We start from the raw sequence: 15711 nt of genomic DNA, 5'->3' as shown, positions 1-15711 counted from the left end.
AGTGCAAGTAGGCGGCGTCGGCGTTAAGGCGCCAGTCCGAGGCGTGGGGGACGCGGTCGAAACCGGACGCGTGGGCACTGGCAACCACGCGCACATCGCAGTAGCGCCGTGCGGCCTCGATCGCCTTGCCCGACCAGAGGCCGGTGTGCAGGTAATCCGCCGTGCCTTTATCGCCTATCAGGTTCATCGGCACTTGAGCAAACTGCAACGAGGCGCCCCCTTGCAGAAACAACACTTTGTAGGCGGGCGGCACCCCGAGGATATCGCGCAGGTCCCGTTCGGCCTCGCGGGCCACCGCCATGAACACCTGCGAACGATGGCTGATTTCCATCACGGACATGCCGGTGCCGGCAAAATCGAAAAACTCCTCGTGCGCCTGAGTGAGGACGTCCAACGGCACCGCGGTGGGGCCTGCGCTGAAGTTGTGTGACCGAGCCATGGTTGAGTAACTCCTGTTCAAGAACGCTCGCCCTGTGCGTAATCACCGAGGTAAAGCCTAGGGTGGCGAGGGCCAGAGTCTACGGATAAACTGGCCTGCCTTTACCTGCCAGTTCATGGAAAGAGAGCAGACCACATGGCAAAGACCTTCGAGCTGGAAACCCTGAAGATGCGCCTCAACGACGCTGAGTTTCAGCTGCTGGATTTGCACCAGCGGATCCAACGTGCGTTGCGTGCGCTGATTCTCGACGGGGCCCTCGGCCCCGGCTTGAAACTGCCCGCCACGCGGGTGCTGTCCAAGTCACTGGGCTGCGCCCGCGACACCGTTGAGAACGCCTATGTGCAGTTGCATCGGGACGGGTTTATCGTGCGCCGCGAAGGCGCCGGCAGTTACGTCTGCGACACGGTGGGCGTCGAATTGCGCGGTGCCGGCCGCCGACGCCTCAAGGCTCAGGAAGTCAGGAGCAGCGTCGCCGCACCGGGCGCCGAACTCAGCCAACGCGGGCGGATGATCTTCGACACCGGCGGCGTGCGCGATCAGCAAGTCATCAAGGCATTCGCCACCGGCCTGCCGGAAACCCGCAACTTCCCGACGGATGTCTGGGAGCGTTTGCAGCGCCAGGTCATGAAGGACTATCGCGCGAATGTGCTGCTGCATGGCGATCCACAAGGGGCCGAGCCCCTGCGCAAAGCGATTGCCACCTACCTGAACCTCGAACGCGGCGCCAAATGCTCCCCCGACCAGGTGCTGGTATTGAGCAGTACGCGTCAGGCGTTGTATCTGAGCGCGCAGTTGCTGGTGGACGCCGGCAAGCCGATTCTGCTGGAAAACCCCGGCTATTACGGCGCCCGCAAGGCCTTCGAAATCGCCGAAACCAAGGTGCTGCCCATTGATGTCGATGAACGGGGCATCCGCACCGACCTGCTGTACGCCGACCGCAGCGGCGCCAATTGCGTGTATGTCACGCCCTCGCACCAATACCCCACCGGCGCGACGTTGCCGCTGGAGCGGCGTCTTGAGTTGATCAATTGGGCGGCGCAAAAACGCAAGTGGATCATCGAGGATGACTACGACAGCGAGTTCCATTACGACGGGCAACCCACGGCGTGCGTGCAGGGCCTGGACAAGTATCAGCGCACGCTCTACATCGGCACGTTCAGCAAGACCCTCTACCCCGGCCTGCGCATGGGGTATATGGTGCTGCCCTCCGAGCTGGTCAAGCCCTTTGCCTATGCGCGCAGCATGATGGACGGCCACACTCCGCAAACGCTGCAACTGACACTGGCGCGCTTTATGGAAGACGGCCATTACAACGCGCATGTCCGGGCCATGCGCAAGCTGTATGCCGGACGCCGGTCGATCATGCACGATGCCATCGGCAAGTACTTGAGCACGGTGGTCACCGCCGAACTGCCGCCGGGCGGGTTGCAAATCCCCTGCTTGCTGAAAGCCGGATGGTCCGAGGAAAAAACCATCCGCCAAGCCGCCACTGCCGGCGTGCAACTGTCCGGCCTCAGCGGCTTGTACGCGGGCGACCCGAAGCAACAGGGCTGGCTGCTGGGATACTCCTCCCTGACCGCGTATGAAATCGAAGCCGCCATGTTGCGCCTGGCCAACGCCCTGAAAATCTAATGGCCCAGCGCATAGTTCATCAGCAACTGCTGGGCCTGGGCGGCCATCCGCGCACGCTTGGGCAGCTTGGGGCATTCAACCGCGATGACGGGTTGAGGCTTGGCGGTGGTGAACAGTCTGAACCGTGACGTGCGGGTTGCCGCCAGGCGGCCGGTGGGGATGATGCCGGGCATTGGAATTCCTTTTCAAAAAAAACGCAGGCGGTTAATACGGCAGCCTGAAACGCTTGGTCAGGTCGCTTATGCCTTCACGAATCGAGCGTTCAGTGCGGCCGTCGAGGGCACCGCTGCGCACGCCACCGAGCATGGCCAGAATCATGTCGCCGATCTCCCTGAATTCATCGACCCCCATGCCACGCGAAGTGCACGCCGCACTGCCGAGACGAATGCCGGACGTCACGGTGGGCTTGACCTCATCGCCGGGCACGACATTTTTGTTCACGGTAATGCCGATTGCCTCCAACGCACGCTCGGCGACATTCCCCACCAGGCCCCAGGGCCGCAGGTCAATCACCCCCAAGTGACAGTCGGTGCCGCCCGACACGACCAACAGCCCACCTTCAGCCAATCGGCCGCACAAGGCCTGGGCATTGGCGACCACGGCGTGGGCATAAGCGCCGAAGGCCGGTTGCAATGCCTCGCCCAGCGCCACGGCCTTGGCCGCTACGGTGTGCATCAGTGCCGCGCCCTGCAGGCCGGGGAACACAGCCGCATTGATCTTCTGCGCAATTGCCTGCTCATTGCACAGGATCATCCCGCCACGCGGACCGCGCAACGTGGCGTGGGTGCTGAGGGTGGTGACGTGGGCGAACGGCACTGGAGACGGATACGCACCACCCGCGACCAGCCCGGCGACGTGGGCGATGTCGGCCATCAGGAACGCACCCACCTCGTCGGCAATCGCACGAAACCGGGCGAAATCCAGCGCCCGTGAATACGCCGAGGCCCCTGCGATGATCAGGCGTGGGCGTTCTTGTCGGGCGATCTGCTCGACCTGATCCATGTCGACCCTATGGGTCACCGGGTGCACGCCATAGCTGAGGGCCTGAAACCAGAGCCCGGACAAGTTGAACGCAGCACCATGGGACAGGTGCCCACCGGACTTGAGGTCCAGGCCCAGGATCTTGTCCCCCGGCGCCAGCAGAGCCAGAAACACAGCCTGGTTGGCTTGGCTGCCCGAATGGGGTTGCAGGTTGGCATAGGCACAGCTGAACAGTTGCCTGGCCCGCTCGATGGCGAGTTCTTCAATTGCATCGACATTGCAGCAACTGGCGTAATAGCGACGCCCTGGGTAGCCCTCGGCATATTTGTTGGTCAGCACCGACCCTTGGGCCTCGAGCACCGCACGACTGACCACGTTTTCGGCGGCGATCAGCTCGATTGACTGCACCTGGCGCTGACGCTCGGCGTCGATGGCGCGCCACACCTCCCCGTCCACCTGGGGCAGCGCAACGCCACTGACCCCTGGCAGCGCGTGGCCCTCCCGATAAGCGAAATGCGGCATGGTCACTCCCTGTGTAAACGCCCGATAACACGCCGCACTACCCTAGCCGCCCACGGACCGGCCAACCATACCAGTTCGTGCCGACGTTGCAGACCACCGCGCTCAATGCCGCTGCCACACGTCTACGCAGGGGCAGGCGTCGTGAAGTCGCAGCCATTCAAAGTGGTCTGGTGGACTCATCGGTAATGGACTATCGCACAAGACCATCACCTCATTAAGCTCTGCGCCGGTTTTGCCATGCTCATCACACAGGTTTCGCCATGACGATTCGTATCGGGTTGTTGCCTCAGGTCGCCGCAGCGCACTTTGTCAGTCATTTGCACATCATGGTGCTGGCGGCGCTGTTCCCCCTGCTTCCGGCTTTTTTCAACGTGGATTATGTTGAGCTGGGCCTGGCTTTGAGCCTGTTCAATATCGTCACGGCGCTGGTACAGGCGCCCATGGGGTTTGCCGTGGACCGCCACGGTGCCAGGCGCTTGCTGTTGGTCGCGCTAGCACTGGGCAGCAGCAGTTTCCTGCTGATTGCACTCCTGCCCGGCTACACCTGTTTGTTGATCGGCATGGCGCTGGCCGGCGTCGCCAACGCCATTTATCACCCGGCCGACTACGCCCTGCTGTCCCGACACATTGACCCCGCCCACATCGGTAAGGCGTTCTCCGTGCATACCTTTGCCGGCTTCCTTGGCGCGGCCGTGGCCCCTGTGTTTTTGCTGGGTATCGCGGTGGCGAGCAACCCGGCCATGGCCTTCGCGGCGGCGGCACTGGTGGGGTTTGTCGCGCTGGCGCTGTTGTTGATCCCTGGCTCCGCACTGGCCCGGGTCAGTCGCCTGCATCCCGCCGCCGACCCGACACCCCTCGGTGCCCGTCGCCTGTCACTGCTCTCGCCTATGGTGCTAAGCCTGGCCCTGTTGTTCGTGCTGCTGAACCTGAGCACCGGCGCGATTGAGAAGTTCTCGGTCGCCGCCCTGATGCAAGGCCAGGGCGTGGCCTTGACCTGGGCCAACTCGGCGTTGACCGCCTTCCTCTTTGCCAGCGCCTTCGGCGTGCTGGCAGGGGGAGCCTTGGCCGACCGGACCCGCCGCCATGGCGTAGTGGCAGCCAGCGCGTTTGCATTGGCCACCGCGCTGATGCTGCTGGTCGCCACGGCACGCTTGAGCGAGCCGGCGCTGCTGGTCGTGCTGGGGACAGCGGGTTTCCTGACCGGGGTGATCGCACCGTCCCGCGACATGCTGGTACGTGCGGCCGCCCCGAAGGGCGCCGAAGGCAAAACCTTCGGCATCGTCTCTACCGGTTTCAATATCGGTGGCGCCATCGGCCCCATCGGGTTCGGCTGGCTGCTCGACCAAGGCCACCCCGACGCAATTTTCTGGGCCAGCGCCGCTTTCATGGGCCTGACCGTTGTACTGACCCTAATGCAGGAGCGGTCCATGGCCAGGACCCGAAAAGTGATGGCACTCCAAGTGGCATTCAAGTGACCTGGGTCAATAGCCCCAGTGTGTTTTTGCCGCAGACTTGAAGGGCACCGTCCCGCATTGATTGCGCTGCCCCCCCCACCCCCCGCTTGTGCGGACCCGTTATTTTTGCAAGGACTGCACGGTAAACCCGAACACCAATAGTCGATTTCCTTGGAGTTAAAACATGGAACGTTTGAATTGTGGTACCGATGACGTGGTAAAAAACATGCTGGCCAAACTATCCACGCTCTGGAAAACCCGCGCCGCCGTCAACAACCCGCAACCGAACTACTGGGGCCTCGCCTTTGATGCCGACAAGCACGACTTCAGTCTGTCGCTGCTGCCGTTTCGTCATCACCAGGCCTGGCTCGAAGCCCCCCAGGACTTGCAATCCAAATGCCTGTCTTACGCGTGGGGCATCTACAACCTCAAGACCATCTACATCGAATGCAATGTGGTCGTGCCTGCCTGCGAGGACATTATCAAGACCCCGCCGCCGAGCAACAACCGCGCCCTGCTGCAGGACGTGATGTCTCAGGCACTGCTCGACGAAGCCCTGCACACGCGCATGTCCATCATGGCCTGCAACTATATCTATGACATGCGCAAACTCACCCCGCTGGATTTCAGCGCCTTCAACCTGGTGACCTGGCGCGAAGCCCTTCTGGCAAACTGCACCGCCGAATGGGAGCGACGCCTGACCCGCTTCGGCGTCGCGTGCGCCAGCGAAACGCTGATCACCGACTACCTCAAGACCATGGCCGAGGACGCCAGCATTCAGGCGGTGTGCCATGAGGTCACGCGCACCCATGCTATGGACGAGTGGAGCCATTCCAGCGTCTTCAGCTTCGTCGCTTCCGACATCGTCAATGGCCTGAGCCGCAAGGAACGCGAGTACCTGCGCTCGATCATCCTGCGCACGGTGCAGATGTTCGCCAATAACGAAATGGGCGCATGGTCCACCGTGTTTTCGATGCTGGATTTCCCCCATGCCGGCGAGATCCTGCATGACGTAGGCGACAACAACGAAATCAGCGTCTACACCGACTCGCTCGAAGCCCTGATAGACCGGATCGGCTTGACCGGCAACGGCCTCAGCAGTGCCGAGCATGCCATTGAAACCTTAGGCGAGAAGGCCCGCGCATGAACGCCATGACGTCCCTCCAGGCCCAGTGCGAACACGTGACCATTGAAACGGCCAACGTAAAAGTCTTCACCCTGCGCGCGGTGGACGCAACCGCCGAATTCCTCGACAGCCTGGAAGCAGGAAAACACGTGGCCCTGCACGCCGCTGACATGGCGGGCACCCATCACCAGCGGCTGTATTCGATCACGCGCAAGCGCGGCGCCGACCGGTTCGACATTGCGGTCAAGCGCGAAGGCCATGGCGGGGTTTCGGACCAGTTGCACGCTACGCTGCAAGCCGGCTCGACCACCTCGGTGCAGTTTGTGGCGGGTGATATTTCGCTGGAGTCGGTTCTGGGTTGCCGACAAGTCGGCATGCTCGCCGGCGGCATCGGCATCACCTTGCCGATTGCGTTGCTGCGCGGCCTGGTCGAGCGCGCGCGACGCGGACTGGCGGTGCCCGATGTGAGCCTGCTGCTGTGTGTGCCGACCATCGCCGAGATTCCGTTTCTACATGAGTTGCTGGAGCTTGAGCTGACCACATCGTGGTTCTCCTTGCAGGTGTTCGTCACCCGCGAAGCGGTCAACAACAACGGGCACTTCAGCGCCGGTCGTCCCCAAGCCCAGGACCTGAGCCGGCTGGGTAACCCCGAGAGCGTGGTGATCTGCGGCAGCCATGGCTTCGCCCAGGGCATGCGCGAACACACGCTGGCCATGTTCCCCGCCAGCCGCTTGCTGATCGAGTCATTCACGCCACCGGCCGCGCCGGTCACCGCCGCACAGACCGAGGCTCAGACCGACGCGACGCTGCGCCTGTACTTGAACCACAACGATCAGGTGCTGGAGCCACCCGCCGGCAAGAATTTGCTGGAGATGCTCGAAACCAGCGGTATTGCGGTGCGCAGCCTTTGCCGCGCCGGCATCTGCGGTCACTGCCGGCTGAAAGTGTCGGAGGGTCACTACACCCTTGAGCCCGACTTTTGCCTGACGGACAAGGACAAGGACAAGGACGAAGGCTACGCCCTCGCCTGCTGCACCTTCCCGCAATCCGGGACGATCAAGGTCGAACTCACCACCACGGCATGAACCGTTACCGTCCTTACTTCAACAACTGGGTTTTTCCATGAAAACTGCCATTGCATTGCGCCACATTCACTTCGAAGACGTTGGCACCCTGGATGCCGTTCTGGCCGAAGGAGGCTATACGCTGATTTACCTGGACCCCACGGTCGACGCCATCTACAGCGAGCAGGTGTTGCAGGCCGACTTGCTGATCGTACTCGGCGGCCCTATCGGGGCCCATGACGAGCAGCTGTATCCGTTTTTGCACGACGAATTGAAGCTGGTGCGCCAGCGCGTTGCGTCCGGTAATCCCCTGCTGGGTATCTGTCTCGGTGCGCAATTGATCGCCCGGGCCATGCACGCCAACGTCTACCCGATGGGGGTCAAGGAGATCGGTTTTTCACCGCTGACCCTGACCGCGGCCGGTCAGGACTCGCCGCTCGCCGCGCTGATGGACACCCCCGTGCTGCACTGGCATGGCGACCAGTTCGATGTGCCGGAAGGCGCTGTGCTGCTGGCCAGTACCCAGGTGGGTGCTCATCAGGCGTTCGCCGTGGGCAACACGATTCTCGGCCTGCAATTTCACCTCGAAGCCGATACCGCCAACATCGAGCAATGGCTGGTTGGCCATGCCAGCGAACTGGCACAAACCGGCATCGATCCTGTTGCGTTGCGGAGCGAGGCCATTAACCTCGGCGACCGCCTGACCCGCGCCGCGGGCCACGTCATGCGGGCCTGGCTGAACAACCTGGGCACCCCGATAAAACACTAAAGGCGGTCGGGCAACCTCCCCCCCGCATTTGCACCATGTAAAACCACCTGAAAAATACCGTCAAGGATGAGGAGTCAAGAATGATCGTAGTTTTGTTTGAGTTGCAGGCACTGCCAGGCCAGGGCGAGACCTATGTTGACCTGGTCAACAAGCTGACCCCGCTGCTTGAACCCATGAGCGGGTTTATCTCCGTCGAGTGCTTTCAAAGCACGCTGAACCCCAAGAAGGTGATGTCGGTCACCACCTGGCGCGATGAGGAAGCCGTGGTGCAGTGGCGCAACGTGACAGCCCACCTGTCGGCCCAGCGCGCCGGGCGCGACAAAATCTTCGATGACTATCGCGTGCGCGTGACATCGGTGATTCGTGATTACGGCCTGCGTGATCGCGAACAGGCACCGTACAACGTAGTGGTCGACGGTGAACCCGCCACGGCTGCCGCGGTGGTATAACGCCGTATTCTCGTCAGCTGCACAGGGGCGAGAGATTTATTGTCGGTGGTTGTGGTGAGCGGGCTCATACCCCGAGCTATCGCCGCCAGGCTGATGTCATCGTTGAGTGAAAAACCAGGCGCGCGGCAAGGCGCCTGGACGACCGGGCGCACCCGCTACCAATCTGTTGAGTCTCTAGCTGGATGCTGATGGCCGACATTGCAGTGCTTCGGCTACGTGGCTGCGACCGAAAGCGTCTACGTGTTCCCGCCAACTCCTTATTCACAGGCTGTCGATTACTCCAACAAATATATAAGGACTTCACGACCATCATGAACTATCCAGACTTCCTGCCGTTTGCCAAACCCTCTATCGACGAAGCCACGATCGCAGCCGTCGGCGACGTCTTGCGCTCCGGCTGGATTACCAGTGGGCCTAAGGTCCAGTTATTCGAAGCGCAGCTCTCGGACTATTTCGGCGGACGCCCGGTACGGACGTTCAATTCCGGAACCTGCACCATGGAGATCGCCTTGCGCATCGCGGGTATCGGTGCTGGTGACGAAGTCATCACCACTCCGATCTCGTGGGTTGCAACGGCCAACGTGATCATTGAAGTGGGTGCGACCCCCGTGTTTGTCGACGTTGATCCAGTCACTCGCAATATCGATCTGGCTCAAGTCGAAGCGGCAATCACACCACGGACCAAGGCGATCATTCCGGTCTATCTATCGGGTCTGCCGCTGGATATGGATCGTTTATATGCGCTGGCGAAAAAACACAACCTGCGGGTGGTGGAGGATGCTGCACAAGCGCTGGGTTCGTCCTGGAAAGGCGAGCGCATCGGGGCTTTTGGTGATTTTGTGTCCTTCAGCTTCCAAGCCAACAAGAACATCACCTCATCCGAAGGCGGTTGCTTGGTGCTGAATAATCTCGAAGAGGCACGTCTTGCCGAGAAACACCGGTTGCAGGGTGTCACTCGCAGCGGCTTCGATGGTTTGGATGTGGATGTCCTGGGCGGCAAATACAATATGACCGACATTGCCGCGACCATCGGCCTGGACCAGTTCGCGCATATTGAAGCGATCACTGCCCATCGTCGAGAGTTGGCTAAATACTATTTCGAGTGCCTCGGCAGTGATTTCGAAGCGAAATACGGTGCTCAACTACCGGTCGCCGATTTCGATAACAGCAACTGGCACATGTTTCAGCTAGTGCTGCCAGAGCGTCAGGACGGTAAGCCGGCCCGGGCCACGTTTATGGAGCAGATGCAAGAGCACGGTGTCGGCATCGGCTGTCACTACCCCTCGATCCACTTATTGAGCTTGTACCGCGCGCGCGGCTTCAAGGAAGGTATGTTCCCGATTGCAGAACGGGTTGGCCGTCTGATCGTTTCGCTGCCGATGTTCAATGCCATGACAACAAGGGACGTCGAACGCTCGGTGGAAGCAGTGAAAGCAGTACTGCAACCTTGCTGAGCGCCAGCAAGCCAGTTTTTTGTGTGGGCGACGCCAACGCGTTACTGGGAGCGATCTGAAAGGTTCAGATCGATGTAGGCCTCATTCAACGCGATGGCCGTCAGCTCAAAGATGCGAGCCTTCGCGACTACCTGGGCGAGCTTTCTGTCAGCCAAGGTTTCGAACACCCAGATCACCTTCAGGGTTTCAGCCAACGCGTTCAGGTCAGCAGTGTGGGTGAGCCAGGTAAAGCCTTTGATTTCACCTTTTGCTGTTTCGCACGCTTCGGTCAGCGTGGTTATCAACCAGTGTTCGATCCGCGCCAGTTCACGTTTCCCTGGAGGCATCGCAAGTTCCTTTGGAGATAATGGAGGGGAGGCGCTGAATCAGGCCGGTCGAAATTCGACCGTCAGATGGTTGACTTCGTGAACCGGTTTGAGACGTTCACGAATGCTGTCGGCGTTCGCACTGGACTCATCAAGGACGCTGACGATGGCCGCATGGGCTTGCGGTCCAACCCGCCAGACGTGCAAGTCTGTGATGGTGGCATCCCCCGGTTTCTCAACCAGTTCGCGGATTTCCTCGGCAACGTGCGCGTCTGTTTGATCCAGCAATACACCTGCGGTGACCCCCATCAAGGTCCATGCCCAACGCGCGATAACGATGGCGCCGACGATGCCCATGACCGGGTCCAGCCATACCCAACCCAGATACCGACCAGCGAGCAGCGCTGCGATGGCCAGAACCGACGTCAGCGCGTCTGCGATGACGTGGACATAGGCCGATTTCAGGTTGTTGTCGTTCCCGTGATGAGCATGGGTATGGCCATGATCAACATGATCGTGCCCATGACTGTGCCCGTGGCCCAGCAGCAGGGCACTGACGATGTTGACGATCAAACCGGCAATAGCGATGAGCGTAGCGGTGCCCTTGTTACGCTCCTCTTCACTGAGCCCAGGGTTCGCACCTTCAGTCTGGCACTCAGGATGCCGAAGTGAGGAGGAGTCCATCCCATTGCTTTTGGCCGTTCTCTGCCTGTCACAGTTGGCAGAAAATGGCCCCATAGCAGGTTAACCAGGTGCAAAATCGCATGTCATAGACTCAATCCTGGTTCGTACACTTTTAACGACGCTTTTTTTCATCTCTATGCGGTTTGCGCAGAGTATCCGGCGAGGTTAGGCGCGATATGCCACCGGTTGTCTGTCCGTTATCCGAGAGGTCTTGAAACGCACGGGGCCGCACAATCAGTCCGAAGCGGTGGCAACAAGTGCTCCGCTCATCAGCAGACCAGATGTCTCTCGATCAACCTTGCCACTTCGGCTGCGTGAGTAAAACCCAGATTGTGATCGGCGCCAGGGAAAACGTGTAGTTCAGCGCGGGGTAACAGTTGAGCAAGGCGCTGGCCGACGCGAATGGGGCTGATCAGATCAGAATCTCCCCAGAGGAGCAGGACTGGCATGCGCAACTCGACCAACCGGAGCGTGAGGTCGGTGTGGTCGTCGAGAAACCAACTCGGCAGTGTCGGGTTGGCGGCAGCAAAATCCGGGCGCCAGTCATGCGCGCCCAGAGCAAACATATCCACCCCGCCAGAGGTGACGGTCAGCGTCAGGTGCGTGATCAGTTCAGGGCGTTCAAGCGCTGCAAGCACAGCGACTATACCGCCCATAGACTGCGCCACCAGCGCTGTGGGTCGGTCGATCTCGGCCAGCACGCGAACCACCAGATCATCCATGCCGGTCACGCCAGGCAAGGGCGGAGTGTCTCCAAAGCCGGGCCAGCCGATATGGACCTGCTGCGCCGGGTGGGCCAGGCGCTCAGCAACCGGAAGCCAAAACCGGGTGTTACCCGAGGCTCCGGGCAGGAAGAGGAGTTTGGAGGGGGATGCGATCAAAGGTTCAGTCCTTGAAGGTGGGATTGAAAGAGTCAGCAGGAAGGCAAAATGGATGCCGCAAGGTTCGATGACCACTTCGCAACGAGAGCCGCCGGTAGTGAAGGGCAGCTCGCGACCCATACCGACCTGTAGCCGTCAGATATTCACCCAGCGAACAGCTAAGGGAGATTTGGGGGTAATCATGACGTAGCATGGCTACATGATAATCAGCTTCCGATTTTATCAGGAATGGCAGTCGGGCAACTGAAGGAGATAATGTTTGGCTACCACATCACCTGCTCACACTCTGCGTGCACTGTCCGATCTTGATTACTATGACAGCAGGTCGGTTCCACTCCCTGTTGAAATAACCACTCTTGACGCTTGGAACATCATGACGGCCGAACCGGGACTGTTCATGCGGCTAGCTTTCCGAACGAGGGACGCGATTTCCTCGTTATTCGGCGTGAAGCGGATCGGCGGGTTCTCCGGCGCTAGGCGAGAGACAGTACACGCTGGCGAACAGCTGGATTTCTTTCTGGTGGAGCATAGTGCCCCCGACATACTGGTTCTGACCGAACGTGACCGGCATCTGGATGTCATGATTTGCCTTTCGATAACAGATCGAGTGTTCACGATCACATCATCTGTCGTAACGCATAACGTCTTTGGGCGCATCTACATGTTGCCGGTAGGTCTAGCCCATAAGTTGATCGTCAATAGTGATCTCGGGCGACTGAAACGAAAGCTTGAAGGGAAGTAGATTTTGGTTGTTTCAGCTTTATCCCAGCGACCGCTCCTGGCCGTTCTCTGCCGATCATGGTTACAAAGCGTGCTGGTCAAATCCGATGCAATCGGTGGTCAGAACGAATGCAAATGACTGGTCAGGTCGAATGCAAGCGGGTGATCAAGTAGAGTGCAATTTCGCAGCTGAATATCGGATTAGTGTTGTGGGGACTTGTAAGGGGTGATGATGGGGCTCAACAAACCAGTGCAGGACCTGAAGCGCGATCTGCAGGGTGTCGCCTCTGATCTGAAGTGGTCGGCCGTGGAGTTAGTTCGGATTGCCGAGCGGCTAAGCCACGCAGGTAATGGACCAGACGCTGAGGCGCTTCGAAGGATGATCACAATCTTCCAGCAAGGTGAGAATCGGTTAGATGGCTGGATTAAAGAAATCGGTGCAGGTCAGGTAGTCCGGCCGGCGAAGGCAGACCACTGCCAATGATCGCGGAAGGGATTGGCAGGAGGTTGTCATGGCACTTAACAAACCCAATCAAGAGTTACGCCGCGACTTGAAAGCCGCTGCATATTCCCTCGAAGAAGCTGCCCTGGAAATGTTCAGGCTTGCAAAACAGCGCGGGGATACAGAGCTTCTGGAGGCAATGGAGACGATCGAAAAGCTGCATGAGCAAGCTGATCGGCTGACTGCTTACACAGATGAGGTGAAGGCGGGAAGGATTGTCCGGAAGGCTGAATAGCCATGCGTCTGGCGAGACGTATTCGCATTAGATCTGAAATACAAGCAATGCTCTGTAAACGGTTACTCAATGAAGAAGAAGCTGACGGACAGTAAAGCAGCAGTGACTGCTGCTGAAATTGAGCGTTCTATCCAAGCCCTGAACAAAATGGCTGAACGCCTATGGGGGGATGGCCGGGAAGCCGAGGCGAAAGCTCTCCTCGATGCCTTGGACGCATTAAACCGGGCGCTTGATCGGATCAGGATTGGAGAGAGTCGCAGGGTTCTCCATTGAACGGCACAAACTAGCTGGCGGGTTATGAAGGCGAGAAGAAGTGTGCGGGGGAAGGCGGAGTAGGCGCGTGGTATGACGGCGAGATGTTGTAGCGGCTTGGCGGTCGTACCGATGTAACTCAAATGCCCGGTCCAGAGCCGGGCTTCTCGTATCTGCCCCTGTCATGCCTTCGTCACACCTACCAAGCACAATGCAGTCAGCCAAAGGGATTTGGCCCATCTACAGAGAGCCCGGCTAATGTGCCGGGCTTTTTCGTTTCTGCGACATGCTTTTCACCAATCGCTCACATGGTGGAGCGCAGATTAACCCTGCTCCTTTGAAGAATTCCCATTTGGCCCGCCCGCATGCGGGCCATTTTTTTGGTCGCTGCCACGATTTCTACAAGAACTGGAGAAGCGACCATGTCAGATGACTGCGAAATTGCACTCCACCTGACCACCCGCTTGCATTCGACCTGACCAGTCATTTGCATTCGTTCTGACCACCGATTGCATCGGATTTGAACAGCACGCTTTGTAACCATGATCGGCAGAGAACGGCCAGAAGCGGACGGTGGCCAGACACGCAGCACTGTAGTGGCGTTGTGCTCATGCCGCGAAGATAAGGCAAATATTCTTAAGGAGAAGGTCATGTCAGATAAAGATCCTCTCGATCGGCAAGGACGAGAAATCCCTGGACCAATGGATAATGTCCCAGGACGAGATCCAGGAGATCCACCTGGTTGGGCGCTCGAACTGGATGTTTGCCGGATCGCTACGCAGCGGCAAACGGGCGGCGGCGATCATGAGTTTGATCCAGTCTGCTGTCGCATAAGTGGCAGCCGGCATAATCATGCAAGGTGGGTGCGCCGTTCACCGTTCGCCTACGATTGGTCTGGTGCTTACATTCTGTTTTGATGACGATAGAACCCGAGCGCAGGCCGGCCCTTAGCAACTAAGACAAATTTCGTCGCCGGGAGCTCCCATCAAACTCTTCATGCGAATAGACCGGGGAAGAATATGATCAACATTCGTGAAGCGACTAAAGCCGACCTCAATGTTCTACGTGAAGTCGGCTGTGAGACCTACCGAGAGCATTTTTCGGCCATCTGGTCTCTCGCCGGCATGCAGGGCTTCCTCAATCAAGACTTCTCATACTGCACGCTCAGAAAATCACTCGAATCATCCGCTCGCCATTTGTGGCTTATAGTCTCAGACGAAAGCGGTAGGGTCGTAGGTTTTTCCAAAGTTAACTGGTCAACGCCTGCGCCTCTAACTGGCACAGTGGGCGCGGAGCTTCAAAAGATTTACTTCCTCAAATCTGAAGCAGGACGAGGGTATGGGAAACAGCTTCTGCATTTCATTTGCAACCGAGCGATAGAGCGCGGAGAACGCTTGCTCTGGCTTGACGTACTCAAGACCAATTCAAGCGCCCGGCGCTTCTATGAGGGATTCGGTTTCCAAAAGGTCGGTGAAATCCCTTTCAAAACTGACCTGGCTGAAATTGGGATGGCTGTAATGGTATGTGAGCTTTCCCGATAAGCGCGTTCGATTGTTTCTCTATCAGGTTGGTTGTCAGGTGAAAGTCAGATGACTTTACCGGGCGCTTACCAAGCAAAAGTGGTCCCTTTCCCTGTTGCATCACCTCAGAAACAACAAAGCCCAGCACTAGACTGGGTTTCAGGATGAGCGTGGATCGCTTATCAAGTATTCACTCAAAGGATGAACACGATGAGCCGCCCCAACCATATTTGCCTGATGGCGACCTATAACGAGTGGATGAACGCAAAGATTTATGAGGCATCCAGAAGCTTGCCACATGAAGAGCTCTCAGTGGATAGGAAAGCATTCTTTGGTTCTATTCTCGGGACGTTGAACCACTTGGTGGCCGGGGACACTATCTGGCTAAAGCGATTCGCCAGGCACCCAGCTAACCACTTGGCTCTGGAGCCGATTCGGCAGCTTCCCGCCCCTGAAAGCCTCGACCAGTTACTGTACTCAAATATCCGGGAGCTTTCGGCACATAGAGTGTCGCTCGATCAGATAATTGTCGCATGGGCTCGCTCCATTACAGATTCGGATTTAGATCACACCCTCAATTACACAAACATGAAGGGAGTACCCGCTGACAGGAGCTTTTATGGTTTGGTCATGCATTTCTTCAACCATCAGACGCATCACCGCGGACAAGTTACTACCTTGCTTTCACAAGCGGGTGTCGACATAGGTGATACGGATTTAGT

General features: G+C 58.7%; 18 protein-coding genes and 2 pseudogenes. 14 read left to right on the top strand and 6 right to left on the bottom strand.

Going from position 1 to position 15711, the window contains the following annotated elements:
* The coding region (locus AC1DVH_RS17905) for an aminotransferase class V-fold PLP-dependent enzyme (RefSeq protein ID WP_477754922.1) at positions 1 to 439 on the bottom strand (439 nt) is incomplete at its 3' end.
* Positions 440 to 574: 135 nt separating this feature from the next.
* Here AC1DVH_RS17905 and pdxR point away from each other — a divergent pair.
* On the top strand, positions 575 to 2071 hold the full coding sequence (gene pdxR / locus AC1DVH_RS17900; RefSeq protein ID WP_477754921.1) for a MocR-like pyridoxine biosynthesis transcription factor PdxR: 1497 nt from the start codon (positions 575 to 577) through the stop codon (positions 2069 to 2071).
* Here pdxR and AC1DVH_RS17895 read toward each other — a convergent pair.
* Together AC1DVH_RS17895 and AC1DVH_RS17890 are read right to left on the bottom strand one after the other, a co-directional pair.
* Positions 2068 to 2244 (bottom strand): hypothetical protein, encoded by a 177-nt coding sequence (locus AC1DVH_RS17895; RefSeq protein ID WP_452627785.1) that lies wholly within the window; start codon positions 2242 to 2244, stop codon positions 2068 to 2070. The genes pdxR and AC1DVH_RS17895 overlap by 4 nt on opposite strands.
* Before the next feature lie 31 nt (positions 2245 to 2275).
* Positions 2276 to 3574: a serine hydroxymethyltransferase gene (locus AC1DVH_RS17890; protein WP_452627786.1), complete on the bottom strand. Its 1299-nt coding sequence runs from the start codon at positions 3572 to 3574 to the stop codon at positions 2276 to 2278.
* A gap of 260 nt (positions 3575 to 3834) precedes the next feature.
* Between AC1DVH_RS17890 and AC1DVH_RS17885 the strand changes: the two genes are divergently transcribed.
* The 6 genes from AC1DVH_RS17885 (at position 3835) to AC1DVH_RS17860 (ending at position 9890) form a co-directional block, all read left to right on the top strand.
* Positions 3835 to 5049 (top strand): MFS transporter, encoded by a 1215-nt coding sequence (locus AC1DVH_RS17885; RefSeq protein WP_477754920.1) that lies wholly within the window; start codon positions 3835 to 3837, stop codon positions 5047 to 5049.
* Positions 5050 to 5212: 163 nt separating this feature from the next.
* Positions 5213 to 6175 carry an AurF N-oxygenase family protein gene (locus AC1DVH_RS17880; protein WP_477754919.1) on the top strand — a complete coding sequence of 321 codons (963 nt, stop codon included), beginning with the start codon at positions 5213 to 5215 and terminating at the stop codon, positions 6173 to 6175.
* Positions 6172 to 7239: a 2Fe-2S iron-sulfur cluster-binding protein gene (locus tag AC1DVH_RS17875; RefSeq protein WP_477754918.1), complete on the top strand. Its 1068-nt coding sequence runs from the start codon at positions 6172 to 6174 to the stop codon at positions 7237 to 7239. Before AC1DVH_RS17880 ends, AC1DVH_RS17875 begins: the two co-directional genes overlap by 4 nt.
* Before the next feature lie 37 nt (positions 7240 to 7276).
* The gene (locus tag AC1DVH_RS17870) at positions 7277 to 7987 is read left to right on the top strand and encodes a glutamine amidotransferase (RefSeq protein WP_448093385.1); all 711 of its coding nucleotides are present in this window, start codon (positions 7277 to 7279) and stop codon (positions 7985 to 7987) included.
* A gap of 80 nt (positions 7988 to 8067) precedes the next feature.
* Positions 8068 to 8436, top strand: coding sequence for an antibiotic biosynthesis monooxygenase family protein (locus AC1DVH_RS17865; protein WP_007985036.1), 369 nt, complete (start codon positions 8068 to 8070; stop codon positions 8434 to 8436).
* Between the two features lie 311 nt (positions 8437 to 8747).
* Entirely contained in the window at positions 8748 to 9890 is a 1143-nt protein-coding gene (locus AC1DVH_RS17860) for a DegT/DnrJ/EryC1/StrS family aminotransferase (RefSeq protein ID WP_477754917.1), read from the top strand.
* 47 nt (positions 9891 to 9937) lie between these two features.
* Here the strand turns inward: AC1DVH_RS17860 and AC1DVH_RS17855 are convergent.
* From AC1DVH_RS17855 to AC1DVH_RS17845, 3 genes and pseudogenes are all read right to left on the bottom strand, one after another.
* Positions 9938 to 10216: pseudogene (locus AC1DVH_RS17855) on the bottom strand (hypothetical protein); the annotation flags it as partial.
* Between the two features lie 39 nt (positions 10217 to 10255).
* Positions 10256 to 10804, bottom strand: a pseudogene (locus tag AC1DVH_RS17850) (cation diffusion facilitator family transporter); the annotation flags it as partial.
* Positions 10805 to 11148: 344 nt separating this feature from the next.
* Entirely contained in the window at positions 11149 to 11760 is a 612-nt protein-coding gene (locus AC1DVH_RS17845; RefSeq protein ID WP_477754923.1) for an alpha/beta fold hydrolase, read from the bottom strand.
* A 259-nt stretch (positions 11761 to 12019) separates the two neighbouring features.
* Between AC1DVH_RS17845 and AC1DVH_RS17840 the strand changes: the two genes are divergently transcribed.
* From AC1DVH_RS17840 to AC1DVH_RS17810, 7 genes are all read left to right on the top strand, one after another.
* Positions 12020 to 12502, top strand: a complete 483-nt coding sequence (locus AC1DVH_RS17840) for a DUF2867 domain-containing protein (protein ID WP_128605297.1) — start codon at positions 12020 to 12022, stop codon at positions 12500 to 12502.
* Between the two features lie 210 nt (positions 12503 to 12712).
* Complete coding sequence (locus AC1DVH_RS17835; protein ID WP_043302427.1) at positions 12713 to 12964, top strand: hypothetical protein; 252 nt, start codon at positions 12713 to 12715, stop codon at positions 12962 to 12964.
* Between the two features lie 28 nt (positions 12965 to 12992).
* Entirely contained in the window at positions 12993 to 13217 is a 225-nt protein-coding gene (locus AC1DVH_RS17830) for a hypothetical protein (RefSeq protein WP_008019294.1), read from the top strand.
* Positions 13218 to 13286: 69 nt separating this feature from the next.
* The gene (locus AC1DVH_RS17825) at positions 13287 to 13490 is read left to right on the top strand and encodes a hypothetical protein (protein WP_043302433.1); all 204 of its coding nucleotides are present in this window, start codon (positions 13287 to 13289) and stop codon (positions 13488 to 13490) included.
* A 687-nt stretch (positions 13491 to 14177) separates the two neighbouring features.
* Positions 14178 to 14303, top strand: coding sequence for a hypothetical protein (locus AC1DVH_RS17820; protein WP_477754924.1), 126 nt, complete (start codon positions 14178 to 14180; stop codon positions 14301 to 14303).
* Positions 14304 to 14488: 185 nt separating this feature from the next.
* Complete coding sequence (locus tag AC1DVH_RS17815; RefSeq protein WP_477754916.1) at positions 14489 to 15010, top strand: N-acetyltransferase family protein; 522 nt, start codon at positions 14489 to 14491, stop codon at positions 15008 to 15010.
* A 189-nt stretch (positions 15011 to 15199) separates the two neighbouring features.
* Positions 15200 to 15711: DinB family protein (locus AC1DVH_RS17810; protein WP_477754915.1), on the top strand; the 512-nt coding region annotated here is incomplete at its 3' end.

This window comes from Pseudomonas sp. P4_C3 (genome assembly GCF_056402075.1).
This window is presented reverse-complemented; position numbering and strand designations above follow the sequence as displayed.

Bases quoted from the DNA above. Each gene is read 5' to 3' on its own strand.
- pdxR (WP_477754921.1), top strand. From the start codon at position 575: ATGGCAAAGACCTTCGAGCTGGAAACCCTGAAGATGCGCCTCAACGAC.
- AC1DVH_RS17895 (WP_452627785.1), bottom strand. From the start codon at position 2,244: ATGCCCGGCATCATCCCCACCGGCCGCCTGGCGGCAACCCGCACGTCA.
- AC1DVH_RS17890 (WP_452627786.1), bottom strand. From the start codon at position 3,574: ATGCCGCATTTCGCTTATCGGGAGGGCCACGCGCTGCCAGGGGTCAGT.
- AC1DVH_RS17885 (WP_477754920.1), top strand. From the start codon at position 3,835: ATGACGATTCGTATCGGGTTGTTGCCTCAGGTCGCCGCAGCGCACTTT.
- AC1DVH_RS17880 (WP_477754919.1), top strand. From the start codon at position 5,213: ATGGAACGTTTGAATTGTGGTACCGATGACGTGGTAAAAAACATGCTG.
- AC1DVH_RS17875 (WP_477754918.1), top strand. From the start codon at position 6,172: ATGAACGCCATGACGTCCCTCCAGGCCCAGTGCGAACACGTGACCATT.
- AC1DVH_RS17870 (WP_448093385.1), top strand. From the start codon at position 7,277: ATGAAAACTGCCATTGCATTGCGCCACATTCACTTCGAAGACGTTGGC.
- AC1DVH_RS17865 (WP_007985036.1), top strand. From the start codon at position 8,068: ATGATCGTAGTTTTGTTTGAGTTGCAGGCACTGCCAGGCCAGGGCGAG.
- AC1DVH_RS17860 (WP_477754917.1), top strand. From the start codon at position 8,748: ATGAACTATCCAGACTTCCTGCCGTTTGCCAAACCCTCTATCGACGAA.
- AC1DVH_RS17835 (WP_043302427.1), top strand. From the start codon at position 12,713: ATGGGGCTCAACAAACCAGTGCAGGACCTGAAGCGCGATCTGCAGGGT.
- AC1DVH_RS17830 (WP_008019294.1), top strand. From the start codon at position 12,993: ATGGCACTTAACAAACCCAATCAAGAGTTACGCCGCGACTTGAAAGCC.
- AC1DVH_RS17825 (WP_043302433.1), top strand. From the start codon at position 13,287: ATGAAGAAGAAGCTGACGGACAGTAAAGCAGCAGTGACTGCTGCTGAA.
- AC1DVH_RS17820 (WP_477754924.1), top strand. From the start codon at position 14,178: ATGTCCCAGGACGAGATCCAGGAGATCCACCTGGTTGGGCGCTCGAAC.
- AC1DVH_RS17815 (WP_477754916.1), top strand. From the start codon at position 14,489: ATGATCAACATTCGTGAAGCGACTAAAGCCGACCTCAATGTTCTACGT.